13 protein-coding genes, 1 tRNA gene, 1 other RNA gene and 1 pseudogene are annotated in these 17,291 nt (G+C 56.0%); 8 read left to right on the forward strand and 8 right to left on the reverse strand.

Annotated features, from left to right (window positions below; translation table 11 throughout):
* Positions 1-196: 196 nt before the first annotated feature.
* Complete coding sequence (locus PGR29_RS17660) at positions 197-907, forward strand: DUF3053 domain-containing protein (RefSeq protein ID WP_316425032.1); 711 nt, start codon at positions 197-199, stop codon at positions 905-907.
* Between the two features lie 66 nt (positions 908-973).
* On the opposite strand, the gene ghrB is transcribed toward PGR29_RS17660, so the two are convergent.
* From ghrB to PGR29_RS17690, 6 genes are all read right to left on the reverse strand, one after another.
* Positions 974-1,945: a glyoxylate/hydroxypyruvate reductase GhrB gene (gene ghrB, locus PGR29_RS17665; protein WP_087858976.1), complete on the reverse strand. Its 972-nt coding sequence runs from the start codon at positions 1,943-1,945 to the stop codon at positions 974-976.
* Between the two features lie 24 nt (positions 1,946-1,969).
* On the reverse strand, positions 1,970-3,250 hold the full coding sequence (locus PGR29_RS17670) for an MFS transporter (RefSeq protein WP_087858977.1): 1,281 nt from the start codon (positions 3,248-3,250) through the stop codon (positions 1,970-1,972).
* A 100-nt stretch (positions 3,251-3,350) separates the two neighbouring features.
* Positions 3,351-4,286, reverse strand: coding sequence for a sugar kinase (locus tag PGR29_RS17675; RefSeq protein WP_113374011.1), 936 nt, complete (start codon positions 4,284-4,286; stop codon positions 3,351-3,353).
* 3 nt (positions 4,287-4,289) lie between these two features.
* Positions 4,290-5,039, reverse strand: a complete 750-nt coding sequence (locus PGR29_RS17680) for a sugar phosphate isomerase/epimerase family protein (protein ID WP_316425033.1) — start codon at positions 5,037-5,039, stop codon at positions 4,290-4,292.
* A gap of 109 nt (positions 5,040-5,148) precedes the next feature.
* A complete protein-coding gene (locus PGR29_RS17685; RefSeq protein WP_087858980.1) occupies positions 5,149-6,165 on the reverse strand; it encodes a LacI family DNA-binding transcriptional regulator in 1,017 nt (338 codons plus the stop codon).
* A gap of 102 nt (positions 6,166-6,267) precedes the next feature.
* Positions 6,268-6,930: an OmpA family lipoprotein gene (locus tag PGR29_RS17690; RefSeq protein ID WP_015369222.1), complete on the reverse strand. Its 663-nt coding sequence runs from the start codon at positions 6,928-6,930 to the stop codon at positions 6,268-6,270.
* A 168-nt stretch (positions 6,931-7,098) separates the two neighbouring features.
* On the opposite strand from PGR29_RS17690, the gene PGR29_RS17695 reads away from it, so the two are divergent.
* A complete protein-coding gene (locus PGR29_RS17695) occupies positions 7,099-9,429 on the forward strand; it encodes a molybdopterin guanine dinucleotide-containing S/N-oxide reductase (protein WP_113374009.1) in 2,331 nt (776 codons plus the stop codon).
* Here the strand turns inward: PGR29_RS17695 and PGR29_RS17700 are convergent.
* Positions 9,398-9,838, reverse strand: coding sequence for an N-acetyltransferase (locus tag PGR29_RS17700; protein WP_042893599.1), 441 nt, complete (start codon positions 9,836-9,838; stop codon positions 9,398-9,400). The two genes, PGR29_RS17695 and PGR29_RS17700, sit on opposite strands and share 32 nt — an antisense overlap.
* Positions 9,822-10,398, reverse strand: a pseudogene (tag, locus tag PGR29_RS17705) (DNA-3-methyladenine glycosylase I); the annotation flags it as partial. The pseudogene tag and the gene PGR29_RS17700, both read right to left, overlap by 17 nt.
* Before the next feature lie 258 nt (positions 10,399-10,656).
* Here tag and PGR29_RS17710 point away from each other — a divergent pair.
* From PGR29_RS17710 to dppA, 6 genes are all read left to right on the forward strand, one after another.
* The gene (locus PGR29_RS17710; RefSeq protein ID WP_162750192.1) at positions 10,657-11,241 is read left to right on the forward strand and encodes an autotransporter outer membrane beta-barrel domain-containing protein; all 585 of its coding nucleotides are present in this window, start codon (positions 10,657-10,659) and stop codon (positions 11,239-11,241) included.
* Between the two features lie 240 nt (positions 11,242-11,481).
* A complete protein-coding gene (locus tag PGR29_RS17715; RefSeq protein ID WP_020077719.1) occupies positions 11,482-12,687 on the forward strand; it encodes an L-lactate MFS transporter in 1,206 nt (401 codons plus the stop codon).
* Positions 12,688-12,909: 222 nt separating this feature from the next.
* Positions 12,910-14,601, forward strand: coding sequence for a kdo(2)-lipid A phosphoethanolamine 7''-transferase (gene eptB / locus PGR29_RS17720; protein WP_087858983.1), 1,692 nt, complete (start codon positions 12,910-12,912; stop codon positions 14,599-14,601).
* A 91-nt stretch (positions 14,602-14,692) separates the two neighbouring features.
* A tRNA-Pro gene (locus PGR29_RS17725) sits at positions 14,693-14,769 on the forward strand.
* 34 nt (positions 14,770-14,803) lie between these two features.
* Positions 14,804-14,936: non-coding RNA, RtT sRNA (locus PGR29_RS17730), on the forward strand.
* A gap of 701 nt (positions 14,937-15,637) precedes the next feature.
* On the forward strand, positions 15,638-17,245 hold the full coding sequence (dppA, locus tag PGR29_RS17735) for a dipeptide ABC transporter periplasmic-binding protein DppA (protein WP_015369230.1): 1,608 nt from the start codon (positions 15,638-15,640) through the stop codon (positions 17,243-17,245).
* Positions 17,246-17,291: the final 46 nt, after the last annotated feature.

Genomic DNA, 17,291 nt, shown 5'->3' on the forward strand with positions numbered 1-17,291 from the left:
TTTTGCGGGTTACGTTATCGCGTTAAATGTGATGAACTTAACAGCGGGCCTGGCTTACGCGGGGAGGCGAAAAAGGGCGTTTTCCGCGGTAAGATTATCAGGAAAGGGTATCCTGCAAGCCCGTCCTGGACTATCCTTGTCAGCGTCTGGCACGCGTGTGCCTGTTTGCGCTTTTTTTGGCTGAAGGAGTAAAAAAATGGCGACAGGAAAGTCCTGCTCTCGCTGGTTTGCGGCCGTTGCGGCCATATTAATGGTGGTTAGCCTGAGTGGGTGTTTTGATAAAGAAGGCGATCAGCGCAAAGCGTTCATCGACTTCCTGCAGAATACGGCGATGCGTAGCGGCGAACGTCTGCCAACGCTTACCGCCGATCAGAAAAAACAGTTCGGCCCCTTCGTTTCCGATTATGCGGTGATTTACGCTTATTCACAGCAGGTCAGCCAGGCGATGGATGCGGGTTTGCGCCCGGTGGTTGATAGCGTTAACGCCATTCGCGTGGCGCAGGATTATACCACTCAGCGTGAACCGCTGCGTCAGGCTAACGGCGCGCTGGGCGTGCTGAGCCAGCAGCTGGAAAACGCCAAAATGCAGGCCGATGCTGCGCATGGCGCGCTGAAGCAGGCTGAAGACCTTAAGCCGGTTTATGACCAGGTGTTTAATAAAGTCGTGACGGCGCCGGCGAATGCGCTGCAGCCGCTGATCCCGGCCGCGCAGGTCTTTACTCAGCAGCTGGTCCAGGTGGGTGATTTTGTCGCTCAGCAGGGGACGCAGGTGAGCTTCGTGGCTAACGGTATTCAGTTCCCGACGTCTCAACAGGCGAGTCAGTATAATGCGCTGATTGCTCCGCTGGCCGCTCAGCATCAGGCCTTTAATCAGGCCTGGACGGCGGCGGTTAACGCCACGCGTTAATCGGTATATCGCTGTTCTCCCGGCTGACTGCGCAAACGCCGTCAGCCGGGCTTTTCCTTTCCTCGCTTACTTCACCTGCGGGTTCACGCAGTTCTTCTCTACCTTGCCGTTCAACGCGTCAATCAGATTGTCTACCGCGCAGGCCGCCATGTTATAGCGGGTCTCGTGGGTAGCTGAACCAATATGCGGCAGCGCGACCACATTCGGCAGTTTCAGTAATGGCGAATCTTTTGCCAGTGGTTCATGTTCAAAGACATCAAGACCGGCGGCGTGAATCTCACCGGCCTGCAGCGCCGCAATCAGCGCCTGCTCGTCAACTACCGGACCGCGCCCGGCGTTAATGAAGATGGCGGAAGATTTCATTTTGGCAAACTGCGCTTCGCCGAACAGGTGGTGGGTCTCTTCGCTCAGCGGCAGGATCAGGCAGACGAAATCCGCTTCCTGTAACAGGGTATCGAGATCGCAGTAGCGGGCGTTAAAGCGCTCTTCCGCCTGCGGATGCTGACGACGCGCGTTATACAGAATCGGCATGCCGAAACCGAAATGCGCGCGCTGCGCCAGCGCCATGCCAATGCGGCCCATGCCGACGATGCCTAAGGTTTTATGGTGCACATCGCAGCCGAACCAGTCCGGCCCGATGCTTTTGGTCCATTCGCCCGCTTTCACGCGTTCAGCGACCTCAACCACCCGACGCGCGGTGCTCAGCACCAGCGCCATCACCGTATCGGCGACGGTTTCGGTCAGCACGGTCGGCGTATGCATCAGCAAAATCTTGCGCGCGTTCAACGCATCGACATCAAAATTGTCGTAGCCGACGGAAACGGTAGAGGTCGCACGCAGCTTCGGCATTTTCTCCAGTAACGCGGCGTCAACCTTTTCACTCGAACCCAGTAAACCTTCCGCCTGGGCGAAGGCCTCCGCGTGTTGCGAAACGGTTTCCGGACGCAGGTTTTTCACCTGGGTGACGGAAAAATGTTCCTCCAGACGATGTAACAGGTCGTCGGGAAGCGTTTTATAGAGAATGACAGACGGCTTCATGCGAATCTCCGTAGCGTAAGTAGTTCAGGCGTGATGAGCGCCAAGCGGAAGTTTTTGATTCTTAGCAGGCTTAACAATTAAAGTAAGCCATACCGAGGCGAAAAGCGCCACACCCATGAAAATGTACGAGGCGGACGGACTGCCGGTTGCGCCGTTGAGATAGCCGACGAACCACGAGCCAAAGAAGGAACCCAGCGCTCCCATACTGTTGATCAGCGCCATCGCGCCGCCGGCGACGTTGCGCGGCAGCATCTCCGGGATAATCGCAAAGAACGGGCCATACGGGGCGTACATGGCCGCGCCGGCGATCACCAGCAGGGTATAAGAGACCCAGAAATGGTTGGCGCCGACGGCCCACGAGCCGATGAACGCCAGCCCGCCAATGAGCAGCAGCGGCCAGACAAACAGCTTACGGTTCTGCATCTTATCGGAAGCCCAGGAGACGGCGATCATCGCAATCGTTGCCGCCAGATAGGGTACTGAAGAGAGCCAGCCTACCTCGACCATCCCCATGTTTTCGCCGCCGCTGCGGATGATTGACGGCAGCCACAGTACGAAACCGTACACGCCAATGCTCCAGGCGAAATATTGCATACACAGCAGTACCACGTTGCGTGAACGGAAGGCTTCGCCATAGTTACGCACCGCTTTGATACCCTGCTGTTCGCGCTCCAGCTGTTCCTGCAGCGCCGCTTTTTCACTTTCCGCCAGCCAGTTCACCTGCGACGGTTTGTCTTTCACCAGTACCCACCAGCAGAAGGCCCAAATCACCGCAGGGATCCCTTCAAGGATAAACATTTCACGCCAGCCGAAGGCCTGGATCAGATAACCCGATACGACCGACATCCACAGTACGGTGACCGGGTTGCCGAGGATCAGGAAGGTGTTGGCGCGCGAGCGCTCTGATTTTGTGAACCAGTTACTGATGTAAATCAGCATCGCCGGCATGACCGCCGCTTCCACCACGCCAAGGATAAAGCGGATGGCCGCCAGCGCCGGAATGTTATGCACTACGCCGGTCAGCGAGGCGCAGCCGCCCCAAAGGATCAGACAGATAAAGATAAGTTTACGCACGCTGCGGCGTTCGGCGTAAATTGCCCCAGGGATTTGGAAGAAGAAATATCCAAGGAAGAAAAGAGCGCCAAGCAGCGATGAGATGCCTTTAGTGATGCCAAGGTCTTCGGTAATGCCCGCGGCCGATGCAAAGCTGAAGTTGGCGCGGTCAAGGTACGCCAGGCTATACGTGATAAACACGATAGGCATGATGTACCACCAACGTTTTGCTGCATTTGTTGAACTGTTCATAGGCTTGCCTCTGTCAATGAGGTGACATACGCCCGCCGGGACGGGCGCTGCTGTGCCGCGCTGCATGTAGGGTACAGGACGGCTGTTTTAGGTGAAAAGTTTATTCGCCCAGCGTTTCGCGGGTGGGCAGCCCTTCGCTATCGCCCTGTACCTGAATGGCCAGCGAGCCAATTTTGTTACCGCGGTTCACGGCTTGCGTCAGCGTTTTGCCTTCCAGCAGCGCGCTGATCACCCCGACGGCAAAGCCATCGCCCGCGCCGACGGTGTCCACCACGTTATCGACTTTAATCGCGGCGATGGCACCCTGTTCGCCGTCGGCGGTCTTGAACCATGCGCCGTCGCAGCCGGTTTTAATCACCACCGCCTTAACGCCGCGCGACAGATAGAAATCAGCGATACCTTCCGGCGTCTGTTGGCCGGTGAGAATGACGCCCTCTTTTAAGCCTGGCAAAACCCAATCAGCCTGGAAGGCGAGGCGGTTCAGTTTCTCCACCATCTCGGCTTCGCTTTTCCACAGTACCGGGCGCAGGTTTGGATCAAATGAGAGGGTTTTCCCTTCGGCTTTCATCACCCTGGCCGCATGTTCCAGCAATGCATACGAGCTGTCGGACAGCGCGGCGGCGACGCCGCTTAAGTGCAAATGGCGGGCGCTGGTGAAGTAATCAGCGCGGAAATCTTCCGTCGACAGATGGCTGGCAGCCGATCCTTTACGGAAATATTCCACGATGGGATCGGTTCCATTTTCGACTTTAGATTTCATCTGGAAGCCGGTAGCGTAGCGCTCGTCAATGACTACGCCGCGCGCGTCGATGCCTTCTTTGGCCAGCGAATTCAGCACGAAGCGGCCAAAGCTATCGTTGCCGACGCGGCTCACCCAGCCCACCTTCAGCCCCAGGCGCGCCAGGCCGGTCGCCACGTTCAGTTCAGCGCCGGCGACGCGTTTGATAAAGCGTTCAACCTCCGCCAGTTCGCCGGTTTCGGTGGCGACAAACATCGCCATGGCTTCGCCAATGGTAATGACATCTAAGTTTTCCATGGCTTAATCCTCGCGTAACAGATCAACGTAATGGCGGGTGACGGCGGTCAGGTCGTCGCCGACCAGCGGGAATTCAATACCGCGCGGCGCGTCGGCGGGCAGGTTATCGAGCAGCGCCAGCCAGCGAGCGTCCGCCTGGTCCGGTGGGACGGCGCGATACTTCTCATGATGAGGCTCCGCCGCCTTCACATGAATATAGCTGACTGCAGGGGCGAGGTAGCGCGCGGCTTCTTCCGGCGAATCGCCGGCCCACAGCCAGTTCCCCATGTCGAAAGTCAGCGTCACCGGCATCTGATGGACCCGGCAGGCGGCTTTGAAACGCTGCATCGGCGCCAGTTGGCCGCAATCGGTCTGGTCATTTTCCACCACCAGCGCCATGCCGCTGGCGCTCAGAATGTCGCGCAGCGTCTCCAGCTGTTGGTTATGGATGAAATGACCGAGGGAGAGCTTCAGCCACAGAGCGTTGAGGGTTTGCGCTTCCTCAAGTAACGAGGGGAGATGGGGATTGAGCTCGCCGTGGTCGGTGAACAGCGCTTGTGGCGCGGAGTAGCAGGCCAGCAGCCCCTGTTTTTCAATGTCGGCCGCCAGCGTTGGCAACTGCTTCAGTTCCGCCGCGCTGAACAGCTCGCGGCGAATTTCCACGCCATCGGCGCCGGAACCGGCGATAAAGGGTAATACGGCGGACTGCCCGCCAAGCGCTTTAACGTGGTCGTTGCCATAAGCGGCGGTGACGACAATGATTTTTCTGGCCATTGAACAAACTCCTGGCGTGGTGGGGCTTAACTCCCTATTACGCTAGATGGTACCGGTTCCAAAGAAAAGGCCAGGATGTTTAATTTATGATCGTCATCACGATGAATCGTTAACGAGACGTTGATCCCCGGACGATAAGTTCGCCGGAGAAGACCCGCTCGCAGATGGGGTCGCTGCCGCCTTCGATACGTCTGACGACCTGTTCGACCGCGGCATAGCCAATCTGCCAGGTTGGCTGTTTGAGGGTGGTGATACCGACGCCCGCCAGCTCCGCCCATTCCAGCTCATCGAAGCCCAGCAGGCCGATATCGCTGCCCCAGATGAGATCAACGCGCTTCAGTGAACGGGCGACCTGTAACGTCAGGGCGCCATTGGCGGAAATCACCGCTTTGCGCATTCCGCGGTGGCGGGCGTGGAACTGACGCAGGACGTTATCCATCATGGCGCCGTCGTTGAGCGGGACCTCGGCGTTTTCCGCCACTATTCCGGTATGGCGCTGCAGAGTCGCGCGAAAGGCGTCCAGGCGCTCGCGGCGGGTGTTTACGGAGCCTATCGGCTCGCTTAAAAACAACAGCGCTTCAAAACCCTTTTCCACCAGATGCTCGGTGGCGGTGGTGGCGGCCTGAGTGTTATCCAACCCCACGACATCACAGGCGAAATCGGGGATTTTACGGTCGATAAGCACCATCGGCAGCGAGGATTGCTGCAGGCGGTTGAGGCCTTCTTCGCGCATGCCGACCGCATTAACCACAATCCCTTCAACCTGATAGCTGCGTAGGAGGTCGAGATAGTGAAGCTCCTGATCGATTTCGTTGTTGGTATTACACACCAGCAAGGTGAAGCCTTTTTCGCGGCAGGCGGCTTCAATCCCGCTTAACACGTTCACGGAGTAAGGGTTGGTGATATCGGCGATGATCAGGCCAATCAGGCGGGTACGACCATGTTTTAGGCCACGGGCCATCAGGCTGGGACGGTAGTTGAGCTCGGCAATCGCTTTCTCAATCCGCGCCAGCAGATCGTCGGAAAGCAGATGCTTTTCGCCGTTGAGATAGCGTGAAATGCTGGTTTTACCGGTTTTCGCGGCTTTCGCCACGTCGCTGATGGTTGCTCGCGCCGCTTTCGCCATGATGGCTTCCTTTGCTGAAAATCTGCCAACACCTTAGCGCGAAAAATAGCGATATCAAGCATTTTGCCCGGCAGGAAGGCTGCCGGGCCGGAAACAAGAGGATTACTGCAGCGGGCTGAGGGTAATTTCCACGCGACGGTTCTGCGCTTTGCCTTCCGCCGTGCTGTTGCTGGCGATCGGGTTCGCCGGGCCCATGCCGGTGGTGCGAATACGGTTGGCCGCCACGCCCTGAGTGATGAGCGCGCTGGCGACGCTATCGGCACGCTGTTGCGACAGACGCATGTTCAGATCGTTGCTGCCGGTGCTATCGGTGTAGCCGACGACGTTAACGGCGGTTTTCTCGTACTCTTTCAACACCATCGCGACGCCGGTCAGGGTGTTGGCGCCTGCAGGTTTCAGGTTGGCGCTGCTGCTGTCAAAAGTGACGTTATTCGGCATGTTAAGCACGATGTTGTCGCCATTTCGCGTCACGCTGACGCCGGTTCCCTGCATTTTTTCGCGCAGTTTCGCTTCCTGCACGTCCATGTAGTAACCGATGCCGCCGCCGAGCGCCGCGCCTGCTGCTGCGCCAATCAGCGCGCCTTTGCCGCGGTCATGCTTGGAAGAGGAGAGCGCGCCGACGCCTGCGCCCACTAAGGAGCCGATACCCGCGCCGATGCCGGATTTTCCCGCTTCGCGTTCGCCGGTATAAGGGTTGGTAGTACAACCAGAAATAGCCAGTGTGCCGCTAACGATAGCAGCAATCATGAGTACGCGTTTTTTCATCTTATTTCCTTAATCCTTTTTATTCTTTGCCACCGCAAGCGTGACGGTTGATTATGACGTCCGAATACGGAGAAAATTCCCCGCAGGGTATCTCTTTTTGTAAGTAACATTGAACGGTTGACTAACAAACCGTCACAACACCTGCATTCGCTGACCCAGGAGCCTGCTTTGCCAACCTCATCTGCAACTAAAACCATCTTAACCGCGGCCCACTGGGGGCCAATGCTGGTGGAGACGGATGGTGAAAATGTGATTTCGTCCCGCGGCGCGCTGGACACCCCCTTCGCCAACTCGCTGCAAACGGCGGTGCGCGAACAGGTGCACAGTAAAACTCGCGTTCGCTATCCGATGGTGCGAAAGGGCTTTCTTGCTTCGCCACAACAGCCGCAGGGCGTACGCGGCCAGGATGAATTCGTGCGGGTAAGCTGGGAGCAGGCGCTTGACCTGATTGATGCTCAGCATCGACGGATCCGCGAAAGCTTCGGCCCGCAGTCGATTTTCGCCGGTTCCTATGGCTGGCGTTCTAACGGCGTGTTGCATAAGGCGGCAACCCTGCTGCAGCGCTATATGAGTCTTGCCGGGGGCTATACCGGACACCTCGGCGATTATTCAACCGGCGCGGCGCAGGCGATCATGCCTTATGTGGTAGGCGGTAATGAAGTTTATCAACAGCAAACCAGCTGGCCGCTTATTCTGGAGCACAGCGAGGTGGTGGTACTGTGGAGCGCCAATCCGCTGAATACGCTGAAAATTGCCTGGAACGCCTCGGATGAACAAGGGGTCCCCTGGTTTGACCGCCTGCGCCAGAGCGGCAAACGGCTGATCTGCATCGATCCTATGCGATCGGAAAGCGTTGATTTCTTTGGCGAATCAATGGAGTGGATCGCGCCGCATATGGGCACTGACGTCGCGTTGATGCTGGGGATCGCCCATACCCTGGTAGAGCATGGCTGGCAGGACGATGAATTCCTCGCCCGCTGTACCAGCGGTTATGACATTTTCGCCCGCTATTTGAGTGGTGAAAGCGATGGCATCGCCAAAACCGCCGAATGGGCGGCGGCAATCTGCGGCGTACCGGCGGATAAAATCCGTGAACTGGCGAAACTTTTCCACGAAAACACCACCATGCTGATGTCCGGCTGGGGCATGCAGCGCCAGCAATTCGGCGAGCAAAAACACTGGATGCTGGTGACGCTGGCGGCGATGCTGGGGCAGATTGGCACGCCAGGCGGCGGTTTTGGGCTTTCTTACCACTTTGCCAACGGCGGCAACCCGACGCGCCGCGCCGCGGTGCTGGCTTCCATGCAGGGCAGCGTAGCGGGCGGCGTAGACGCGGTGGAAAAAATCCCGGTCGCCCGTATCGTTGAGGCGCTGGAAAACCCAGGGGCAAGCTATCAGCACAACGGGATGACGCGGCGCTTTCCCGACATCCGCTTTATCTGGTGGGCGGGCGGCGCCAACTTTACCCATCATCAAGATACCAACCGCCTGATTCAGGCCTGGCAGAAGCCGGAGCTGATTGTGATTTCCGAATGTTTCTGGACCGCCGCCGCGCGCCATGCCGATATCGTCTTACCGGCGACCACTTCGTTTGAGCGCAACGATCTGACCATGACCGGGGACTACAGCAATCAGCATCTGGTGCCGATGAAGCGGGTGGTCGCGCCACGCGATGAAGCGCGCGACGATTTTGATGTCTTTGCGGATCTGAGCGAACGCTGGGAGGCGGGCGGCCGCGAACGCTTCACCGAAGGAAAAAACGATTTGCAATGGCTGGAGAGCTTCTACCAGATTGCCGCCCAGCGCGGGGCGCAGCAGCAGGTGACGCTGCCGCCGTTTGCCGAATTCTGGCAGGCTAACCAGCTAATTGAAATGCCGGAAAACCCGGATAACGCCCGTTTCTCTCGTTTCGCGGCATTCCGCGCAGACCCGCAGGCTAACCCGTTAAAAACCGCGAGCGGGAAAATTGAAATTCACTCGCCGACCATTGCCGGCTTTGGCTATGCCGATTGTCCGCCGCACCCGATGTGGCTCGAACCTGATGAGTGGCACGGCAACGCCGAGGAAGGTCAGCTACAGGTGCTTTCCGCCCATCCGGCGCACCGCCTGCATAGCCAGTTGAACCAGACCTCGCTGCGCGAAAGGTATGCGGTGGCCGGGCGTGAGCCGCTGACTATCCATCCGCTGGACGCGCAGGCGCGCAATATCACCGACGGCGATCTGGTGCGGGTGTGGAATTCACGTGGTCAGGTACTGGCCGGCGCGGTGGTCACGGAAGGTATTCGTCCGGGGGTGATTTGCCTGCATGAAGGCGCATGGCCGGATATCGACCCCGATGCCGGAATATGCAAAAACGGTGCGGTGAACGTGCTGACGAAAGATATTCCGACCTCGCGTCTGGGCAACGGTTGCGCCGGGAATACGGCGCTGGCATGGCTGGAAAAATATGATGGGCCCGCGCTGGCGCTCAGCGCATTTGATCCGCCGGCCAATGCATAATCCAGGTTGGGTGCTGGGTGTCGTCCTGCCATGCGCAGTCTTCTATTCGGAAGCCCTGCGCGTGGTAGAAATTCACCGCCCGCACGTTTTTCTGATAAACCTCCAGGCTTAGCCAGTCGTAGTGCTGCTTGACCTCATCAAGCAGCGCGCGGCCGATACCGTGGCGGATCGCTTGCGGGGCGACGAAAAGCGCCCCGACGAAGCGCGAATCCATCACGCTGACAAACCCTTTCAGCGCGTCATTCTCCTGCCACACCCAAGTGGCGGCGGCGGGGAGATAGACATCACGCACGACTTCCAGACTCTCCCGCCAGTAGCTTTCGGCAATAAACGGATGCGCATAAATGGTGCTTTCCAGCCACAACTCGAGCAGCGGGCCGGTCTCTGTGGCATCCCATTTTTGGATCATGCTGGTCTCCCTGGGTGGCAAAAGCAGCCTGTCACGTGATCGTTGACTAACCCGCAGGCCTGCATAAACGAATAACAGATGGTGGAGCCGACAAACTTAAAGCCGCGCTTTTTCAGCGCCTTAGATAGGGCATCAGAGGCTGGTGTGGTGGTGGGGATTTCGGCGAGCGTCGCGGCATGGGTAATTTGCGGCTGGTTCTCGACAAATGACCAGACGAAATCGCTGAATGCTTCGCCGTTGGCTTCCATGGCGAGAAACGCCCGCGCATTGCCGATGATGGCCTGGATCTTTCCCCGATGGCGGATGATGCCCGCATCCTGTAGCAGGCGCTCGACGTCTGCTTCATCCATGGCCGCTACGCGAACTGGGTCGAACTGGTGAAAGGCCTGACGATAGTTTTCCCGTTTTTTCAGTACGGTTATCCACGAAAGCCCCGCCTGCTGGCCTTCGAGGCAGATCATTTCAAACAGCTTTTGCGGCGTTCTCTCGGCGACTCCCCATTCGTTATCGTGATACTGGATATAAAGAGGATCCTGGCTTACCCATCCGCAACGTTGCATGTTTCTCTCCCTTTCGTCAGAAAACTTTTTCATCCGCCTTGACGGCTGAAAGATAAAGATAATAGTTAATACAGGGAAACCACTTCCCATCAACTCCTTATACTTCAAGTTGCGTAGAAGTGGGCGGCAGCTCGAATTATTTTGAGTATAAAAACACAGCAACATTGCCGATTCGGCTCTTTTGGAGTCGCATTAATGATAATAAAGAAATGCAATGGCCTCCGGGGTGGGTTGATCCCGGCGTGCATCACTATCTGGGTGTCGTGTGTTTCAGGCGCTAATGCCTGGCAACAGGAATATATCGCTAACGATACAAAAAGTAATACGTCCGAACGCTATACATGGGATAGCGATCACCAACCGCGTTATGAAGACATTCTTGCCGAGCGTATGAGAGCGTCAGAAGCGCCCGCCGGACTGGCATTGAATCAGGCGCTGGCGCCGCCGGATTTGGGGCACGGCATGAGCGTGGGATGGAACTATTCACTGGCCAGCGGCGTGACCTCCGGGCCGGTCGCCAGCTTGCGTAGCGATCTCAACCCGCCGCCAGCGACGCGTCGCGCGGGCGAAAGTATTTACGTCAACACGCTCGGCTGGCGTATGGATTATCAGCAGCTGTGGGGCGTGCATCCATGGGCGCAGGTGAGCTATAACCAGTCTATCTCTATCGATAACAATGCGTCGATTAGCCGCGGCAAAGACGGTAGCTGGGGCGATGTGACGCTGGGCGCCGATATGCCGCTTGGTTCTCATCTGGCGGCATGGGCCACACTTTCGCAGGCGGATAATGTGCCGTCGGGTGAAAATACGCTATATCTGATGGGCGTCAGCGCCAATTTCTAACCTGTTTTGTTACGCATTTGAAACGCAGTCGTTACTGTTAAATCTCAGTAACGGCGCGTTTCTGTGAGATAGCGCACACTAACTTTTTAGGTAAAATTTAGGGAATGAATGTTTTGCAATGTCATTCATTCCGCCATAAATGCATTTCATTCCTCGTTGATGGCAGTTCATGCCGTTTTCCCCCACCGGATTTGGGGATTTGGTTATTGTGGCGGCAGTTAATCCTTCAGGACATCTGCTATGAACGCTGCAAACACTCAATATACCCGTTGGCTCACGCTGATTGGCACGATCATTACGCAATTCGCACTGGGATCGGTTTATACATGGAGTTTGTTTAATAGTTCTCTGGCCAGCAAACTGGACGAGCCAGTAAGCCAGGTGGCATTTTCCTTCGGCCTGTTAAGTCTTGGGCTGGCGTTATCCTCTTCCGTTGCCGGTAAATTGCAGGAACGCTTTGGCGTGAAGCGCGTCACCATGGCATCCGGTATCCTGCTTGGCGTCGGTTTTTTCCTCACGGCCCATGCCAACAGCCTGATGATGCTGTGGCTGAGCGCCGGCCTGCTGGTCGGTCTGGCGGACGGCGCGGGCTATCTGCTGACGTTGTCGAACTGCGTGAAGTGGTTCCCGGAGCGTAAAGGTCTGATTTCCGCCTTCTCGATTGGCGCTTATGGCCTTGGCAGCCTCGGTTTTAAATTTATCGATAGCCACCTGTTGGCGACGGTCGGGCTGGAAAAAACCTTTGTTATCTGGGGCGCTATCGTACTGGTGATGATCGTCTTTGGCGCCACCCTGATGAAAGATGCGCCGAATCATCCCGCGACGACCACCGCTAACGGCGTCGTCGAAAATGATTTCACCCTCGCTGAATCCATGCGTAAACCGCAGTACTGGATGCTGGCGGTGATGTTCCTGACGGCCTGCATGAGCGGACTGTATGTGATTGGCGTAGCAAAAGATATCGCCCAGGGTATGGTGCACCTCGATGTGGCGACGGCGGCGAATGCGGTTACCGTGATTTCTATCGCCAACCTGAGCGGCCGCCTGGTGCTGGGCATCCTGTCTGATAAGATCTCCCGTATCCGCGTGATTACCATCGGTCAGGTGGTCTCCCTGGTCGGTATGGCGGCCCTGCTGTTCGCGCCGCTAAATGCGATGACCTTCTTTGCGGCGATTGCCTGTGTGGCCTTTAACTTCGGCGGCACCATTACCGTCTTCCCTTCGCTGGTAAGCGAGTTCTTTGGCCTCAATAACCTGGCGAAAAACTACGGTGTGATTTATCTCGGCTTCGGTATCGGTAGTATTTGCGGTTCGCTGATTGCCTCCGTGTTCGGCGGCTTCTATGTCACCTTCTGTGTCATCTTCGCTCTGCTGATTTTGTCACTGGCGCTTTCCACCACAATTCGCCAGCCGAAAAGCGAAATTTACCACCAGGCGCACGCCTGATAGCGTCACCTTTCCTAAGCTAATAATGCCTTGCCAGCCAGATATTTTGTAAATATCTGGCTGAATCACATTCCTCGCGGATACTTTTGCCATTTGCTGTGGTCTACTTAGCGCGCTTTGTAGAGGTTTCCGATAACCAACCCAGACGCACTTAATTAATCTTCCTGTTTATATCGTTTTAATCAGGGCGGTTTTATCTCTTCGTTTCCCAGGTTTGCTTGCATGAAATACATTAAAACGATGTCACAGCAGAAGCTGAGTTTTTGGCTTGCGCTGTACATCGGCTGGTTTATGAACGCCGCGGTGTTTTTCCGTCGTTTCGATGGTTACGCTCAAGAGTTTACCGTCTGGAAAGGGTTGTCCGGAGTGGTGGAACTGGTGGCGACGGTGCTGGTCACCTTCTTCCTGCTGCGTCTGCTCTCGTTATTTGGTCGCCGGGTCTGGCGCATCTTAGCTACGCTGGTGGTGTTGTTTTCCGCTGGGGCAAGTTATTACATGACTTTCCTTAATGTGGTCATTGGCTACGGCATAATCGCTTCGGTGATGACCACCGATATTGACCTGTCGAAAGAGGTTATCGGCTGGCATCTGATCCTGTGGCTGGCCGCGGTTAGCGTTTTGCCGCTCCTTCTTATCTGGAGCAACCGCTGCCGTAAGACGCTGCTGCAACAGGTCAAAACGCCGGGTCAGCGGGTGAAAAATATCCTGATAGTCGTGCTGGCCGGGCTGATGGTCTGGGGGCCGATTCGCCTGCTTGAGCTACGTCAGCATGATATCGAGCGTAACTCTGAAGTCGATATGCCAAGCTACGGCGGCGTCATTGCCAACTCGTATCTGCCTTCGAACTGGCTGTCGGCGCTTGGGCTGTACGCCTGGGCGCAGGTGGATGAATCGTCTGATAATAAGTCGCTGATTAACCCAGCGAAAAAATTTACCTATGTGGCGCCGCAGGATCTTGATGATACTTACGTGGTGTTTATTATCGGCGAGACCACCCGCTGGGATCATATGGGTATTCTGGGCTATAACCGTAATACCACGCCGAAGCTGGCGCAGGAGAAGAATCTTGTCGCCTTCCGCGGCACCTCTTGCGATACCGCCACCAAGTTATCGTTGCGCTGTATGTTCGTACGCGAGGGCGGGGCGGATGATAATCCGCAACGGACGCTGAAAGAGCAGAATGTGTTTGCCGTACTGCATCAGCTGGGCTTTGCAGGCGACCTGTACGCCATGCAGAGTGAGATGTGGTTCTACAGCAATACGATGGCCAACAATATCGCCTATCGCGAGCAGATCGGCGCCGAGCCGCGCAATCGCGGCAAGAACGTGGATGATATGCTGCTGGTCGATGAAATGAAGCGCGGCATGGAGCAAAATCCTGATGGCAAGCGCTTGATTATCCTGCATACCAAGGGATCGCACTTTAACTACACCCAGCGTTATCCGCGCAGCTTCGCGCAATGGAAACCGGAGTGTATCGGCGTGGACAGCAAATGCTCGAAGGCCGAGTTGATTAACTCCTACGATAACAGCGTCACCTACGTGGATCACTTTATCGTCAGCGTGCTGGACCAACTGCGGGATAAAAAGGCTATCGTGTTCTACGCCGCCGATCACGGCGAGTCGATTAATGAACACGAACATCTGCACGGTACGCCGCGCATGATGGCGCCGCCGGAGCAGTTCCGCGTGCCGATGATGGTCTGGATGTCGGATAAATATCTGGCGAACCCGGACCATGCCGCCTCCTTTGCGCGTCTCAAGCAGCAGGCGGCGACGAAGGCTCCGCACCGTCACGTTGAGCTGTATGACACCATTATGGGTTGTCTTGGTTATACCTCGCCGGATGGCGGGATTAATGAAAACAACAATTGGTGTCGCGTACCGGCTTCGAAGAAAGCGGCGAAGGAATAGCAGTAGTGGCGAGATTCTCGCCGCTTGATTGATTTTTTGCTAATAAGGCATTGACGGGGGTGCATCCCAGCAGTAAGATGCGCCCCGCATTCGGTGATTGGCGCAGCCTGGTAGCGCACTTCGTTCGGGACGAAGGGGTCGGAGGTTCGAATCCTCTATCACCGACCAAATTCGAAAAGCCTGCTCAATGAGCAGGCTTTTTTGCATCTGCGGCCCGAAGAGGATGAGAACCTCCGGGGGCAGAGGTTCGACTCGAGCGTAGCGAGAGAACGTTGCGTCAGCAACGGCCCGTAGGGCGAGCCACGAAGTGGCGAGTCATCCTCTATCACCGACCAAATTCGAAAAGCCTGCTCAACGAGCAGGCTTTTTTGCATCTGCGGCCCGAAGAGGATGAGAACCTCCGGGGGCAAAGGTTCGACTCGATCGCAGCCCGGTAGCCCGGCTCAGCGCAGCGCAAGCCGGGGCGAAAACCCCGCCAGAGTCACAAAAATCGCATCTCCCCAGGTATCTCGCCAGCTATTCGCTATTTTGTGACATCTTCCATTGCATTTTTTTATCGATGAACAGATCTTTTTTCGCGAAGCTTATGGCTAACTACAGCATTTTCCGCTGTGCGTTTTAACGTTCGCGCTATTAATCGCTCACATAATGGTCACACGGGAAGAAATTTTCACCATTTTTAAGAATTGTTTATCACCAGATGTTGCAAACTATTAAGGGCTTTATTCTGGTTTATTGCCGGTAGCATAAATTTCTCTGCTGAAAATAGCGCCATCAAGTTTTTTTAATCTTTGCCCACCGATTCTCACCCCTGACGCAAAACCCGGTTAGCTGTATTGACGTTTCTCCATTCTGTTGACAGATTGTACGGCATGAGGGGCATTTCATGGAGAATCCGTACTGCAACTCAGTCGTTTTAGCGAACGGAATCCCCATCTCTCTCAACGCCTTCGGGCACCACCGACCAGACCGGGTAAAAAATAAATAAAGGTCTGGCGGCTATATGCAAACAACATCACAGTTTTGGAGCAGAATAATGAGTATTTCCTTGAAAAAGTCAGGGATGCTGAAGCTTGGTCTGAGCCTGGTCGCCATGACCGTCGCCGCAAGCGTACAAGCTAAAACCCTGGTTTATTGTTCTGAAGGTTCGCCGGAAGGCTTTAACCCACAGCTATTCACCTCTGGTACCACCTATGACGCCAGCTCGGTGCCTATTTACAACCGCCTGGTTGAATTCAAAACCGGTACGACAGAAGTTATTCCTGGCCTGGCTGAGAAGTGGGATGTCAGCGAGGACGGTAAAACCTATACCTTCCACCTGCGTAAAGGCGTGAAGTGGCAGGATAATAAAGACTTTAAACCAACGCGCGAGCTGAATGCCGACGACGTGGTGTTCTCCTTCGACCGCCAGAAAAATGACAAAAACCCGTACCATAAAGTCTCAGGCGGCAGCTATGAGTACTTCGAAGGGATGGGCCTGCAGGACCTGATTAGCGAAGTGAAGAAAGTGGACGATAATACCGTCCAGTTCGTGCTGACTCGCCCGGAAGCGCCGTTCCTTGCTGACCTGGCGATGGACTTTGCTTCTATCCTGTCGAAAGAGTATGCCGACAATATGCTGAAAGCCGGCACGCCGGAAAAAGTAGACCTTAACCCAATCGGTACCGGTCCATTCCAACTGCTGCAGTACCAAAAAGACTCGCGCATTCTGTATAAAGCCTTCCCGGGCTACTGGGGCACCAAGCCGCAGATCGATCGCCTGGTCTTCTCCATCACTCCCGACGCTTCCGTACGCTACGCCAAGCTGCAGAAAAACGAATGCCAGGTGATGCCGTATCCGAACCCGGCTGACATCGCGCGCATGAAGGAAGATAAAAACATCAACCTGCTGGAACAGCCGGGTCTGAACGTGGGTTATCTCTCCTTCAACACGGAGAAAAAACCGCTGGATAACGTCAAAGTTCGCCAGGCGCTGACCTATGCGGTGAACAAAGAAGCGATCATCAAAGCCGTTTACCAGGGCGCAGGCCAGTCGGCGAAGAACCTGATCCCGCCGACCATGTGGGGCTATAACGATGACGTTAAAGACTATACCTACGATCCTGAGAAGGCGAAGCAACTGCTGAAAGAAGCAGGCATGGAAAAAGGCTTCACCATTGACCTGTGGGCAATGCCGGTACAGCGTCCGTATAACCCGAACGCGCGCCGTATGGCTGAAATGATCCAGGCCGACTGGGCGAAAGTCGGCGTACAGGCCAAGATCGTCACCTACGAGTGGGGCGAGTACCTGAAACGCGCGAAAGCGGGCGAGCATCAGACCGTGATGATGGGCTGGACCGGCGACAACGGGGATCCGGATAACTTCTTCGCGACCCTGTTCAGCTGCGCCGCGGCGAAAGACGGCTCTAACTACTCTCGCTGGTGCTATAAGCCGTTTGAAGACCTCATTCAACCGGCGCGCGCCACCGACGACCACAACAAGCGTATTGAACTGTACAAACAGGCTCAGGTAGTGATGCATGACCAGGCTCCGGCGCTGATCATCGCCCACTCCACCGTTTACGAGCCAGTGCGTAAAGAAGTCAAAGGCTATGTGGTTGATCCGCTTGGCAAACACCACTTCGATAACGTCTCTGTCGAATAATAAGCACGATGCCTGACCCCCTCTCCCCGCGCGGGAGAGGCGGGGG

This window comes from Klebsiella sp. 141203 (assembly GCF_032601985.1).
Lineage (GTDB): Bacteria > Pseudomonadota > Gammaproteobacteria > Enterobacterales > Enterobacteriaceae > Klebsiella > Klebsiella aerogenes.

Excerpts from the sequence above, each read along its gene's own strand:
- PGR29_RS17660 (WP_316425032.1), top strand. The coding sequence starts at position 197 with ATGGCGACAGGAAAGTCCTGCTCTCGCTGGTTTGCGGCCGTTGCGGCC.
- ghrB (WP_087858976.1), bottom strand. The coding sequence starts at position 1,945 with ATGAAGCCGTCTGTCATTCTCTATAAAACGCTTCCCGACGACCTGTTA.
- PGR29_RS17670 (WP_087858977.1), bottom strand. The coding sequence starts at position 3,250 with ATGAACAGTTCAACAAATGCAGCAAAACGTTGGTGGTACATCATGCCT.
- PGR29_RS17675 (WP_113374011.1), bottom strand. The coding sequence starts at position 4,286 with ATGGAAAACTTAGATGTCATTACCATTGGCGAAGCCATGGCGATGTTT.
- PGR29_RS17680 (WP_316425033.1), bottom strand. The coding sequence starts at position 5,039 with ATGGCCAGAAAAATCATTGTCGTCACCGCCGCTTATGGCAACGACCAC.
- PGR29_RS17685 (WP_087858980.1), bottom strand. The coding sequence starts at position 6,165 with ATGGCGAAAGCGGCGCGAGCAACCATCAGCGACGTGGCGAAAGCCGCG.
- PGR29_RS17690 (WP_015369222.1), bottom strand. The coding sequence starts at position 6,930 with ATGAAAAAACGCGTACTCATGATTGCTGCTATCGTTAGCGGCACACTG.
- PGR29_RS17700 (WP_042893599.1), bottom strand. The coding sequence starts at position 9,838 with ATGATCCAAAAATGGGATGCCACAGAGACCGGCCCGCTGCTCGAGTTG.
- PGR29_RS17715 (WP_020077719.1), top strand. The coding sequence starts at position 11,482 with ATGAACGCTGCAAACACTCAATATACCCGTTGGCTCACGCTGATTGGC.
- eptB (WP_087858983.1), top strand. The coding sequence starts at position 12,910 with ATGAAATACATTAAAACGATGTCACAGCAGAAGCTGAGTTTTTGGCTT.
- dppA (WP_015369230.1), top strand. The coding sequence starts at position 15,638 with ATGAGTATTTCCTTGAAAAAGTCAGGGATGCTGAAGCTTGGTCTGAGC.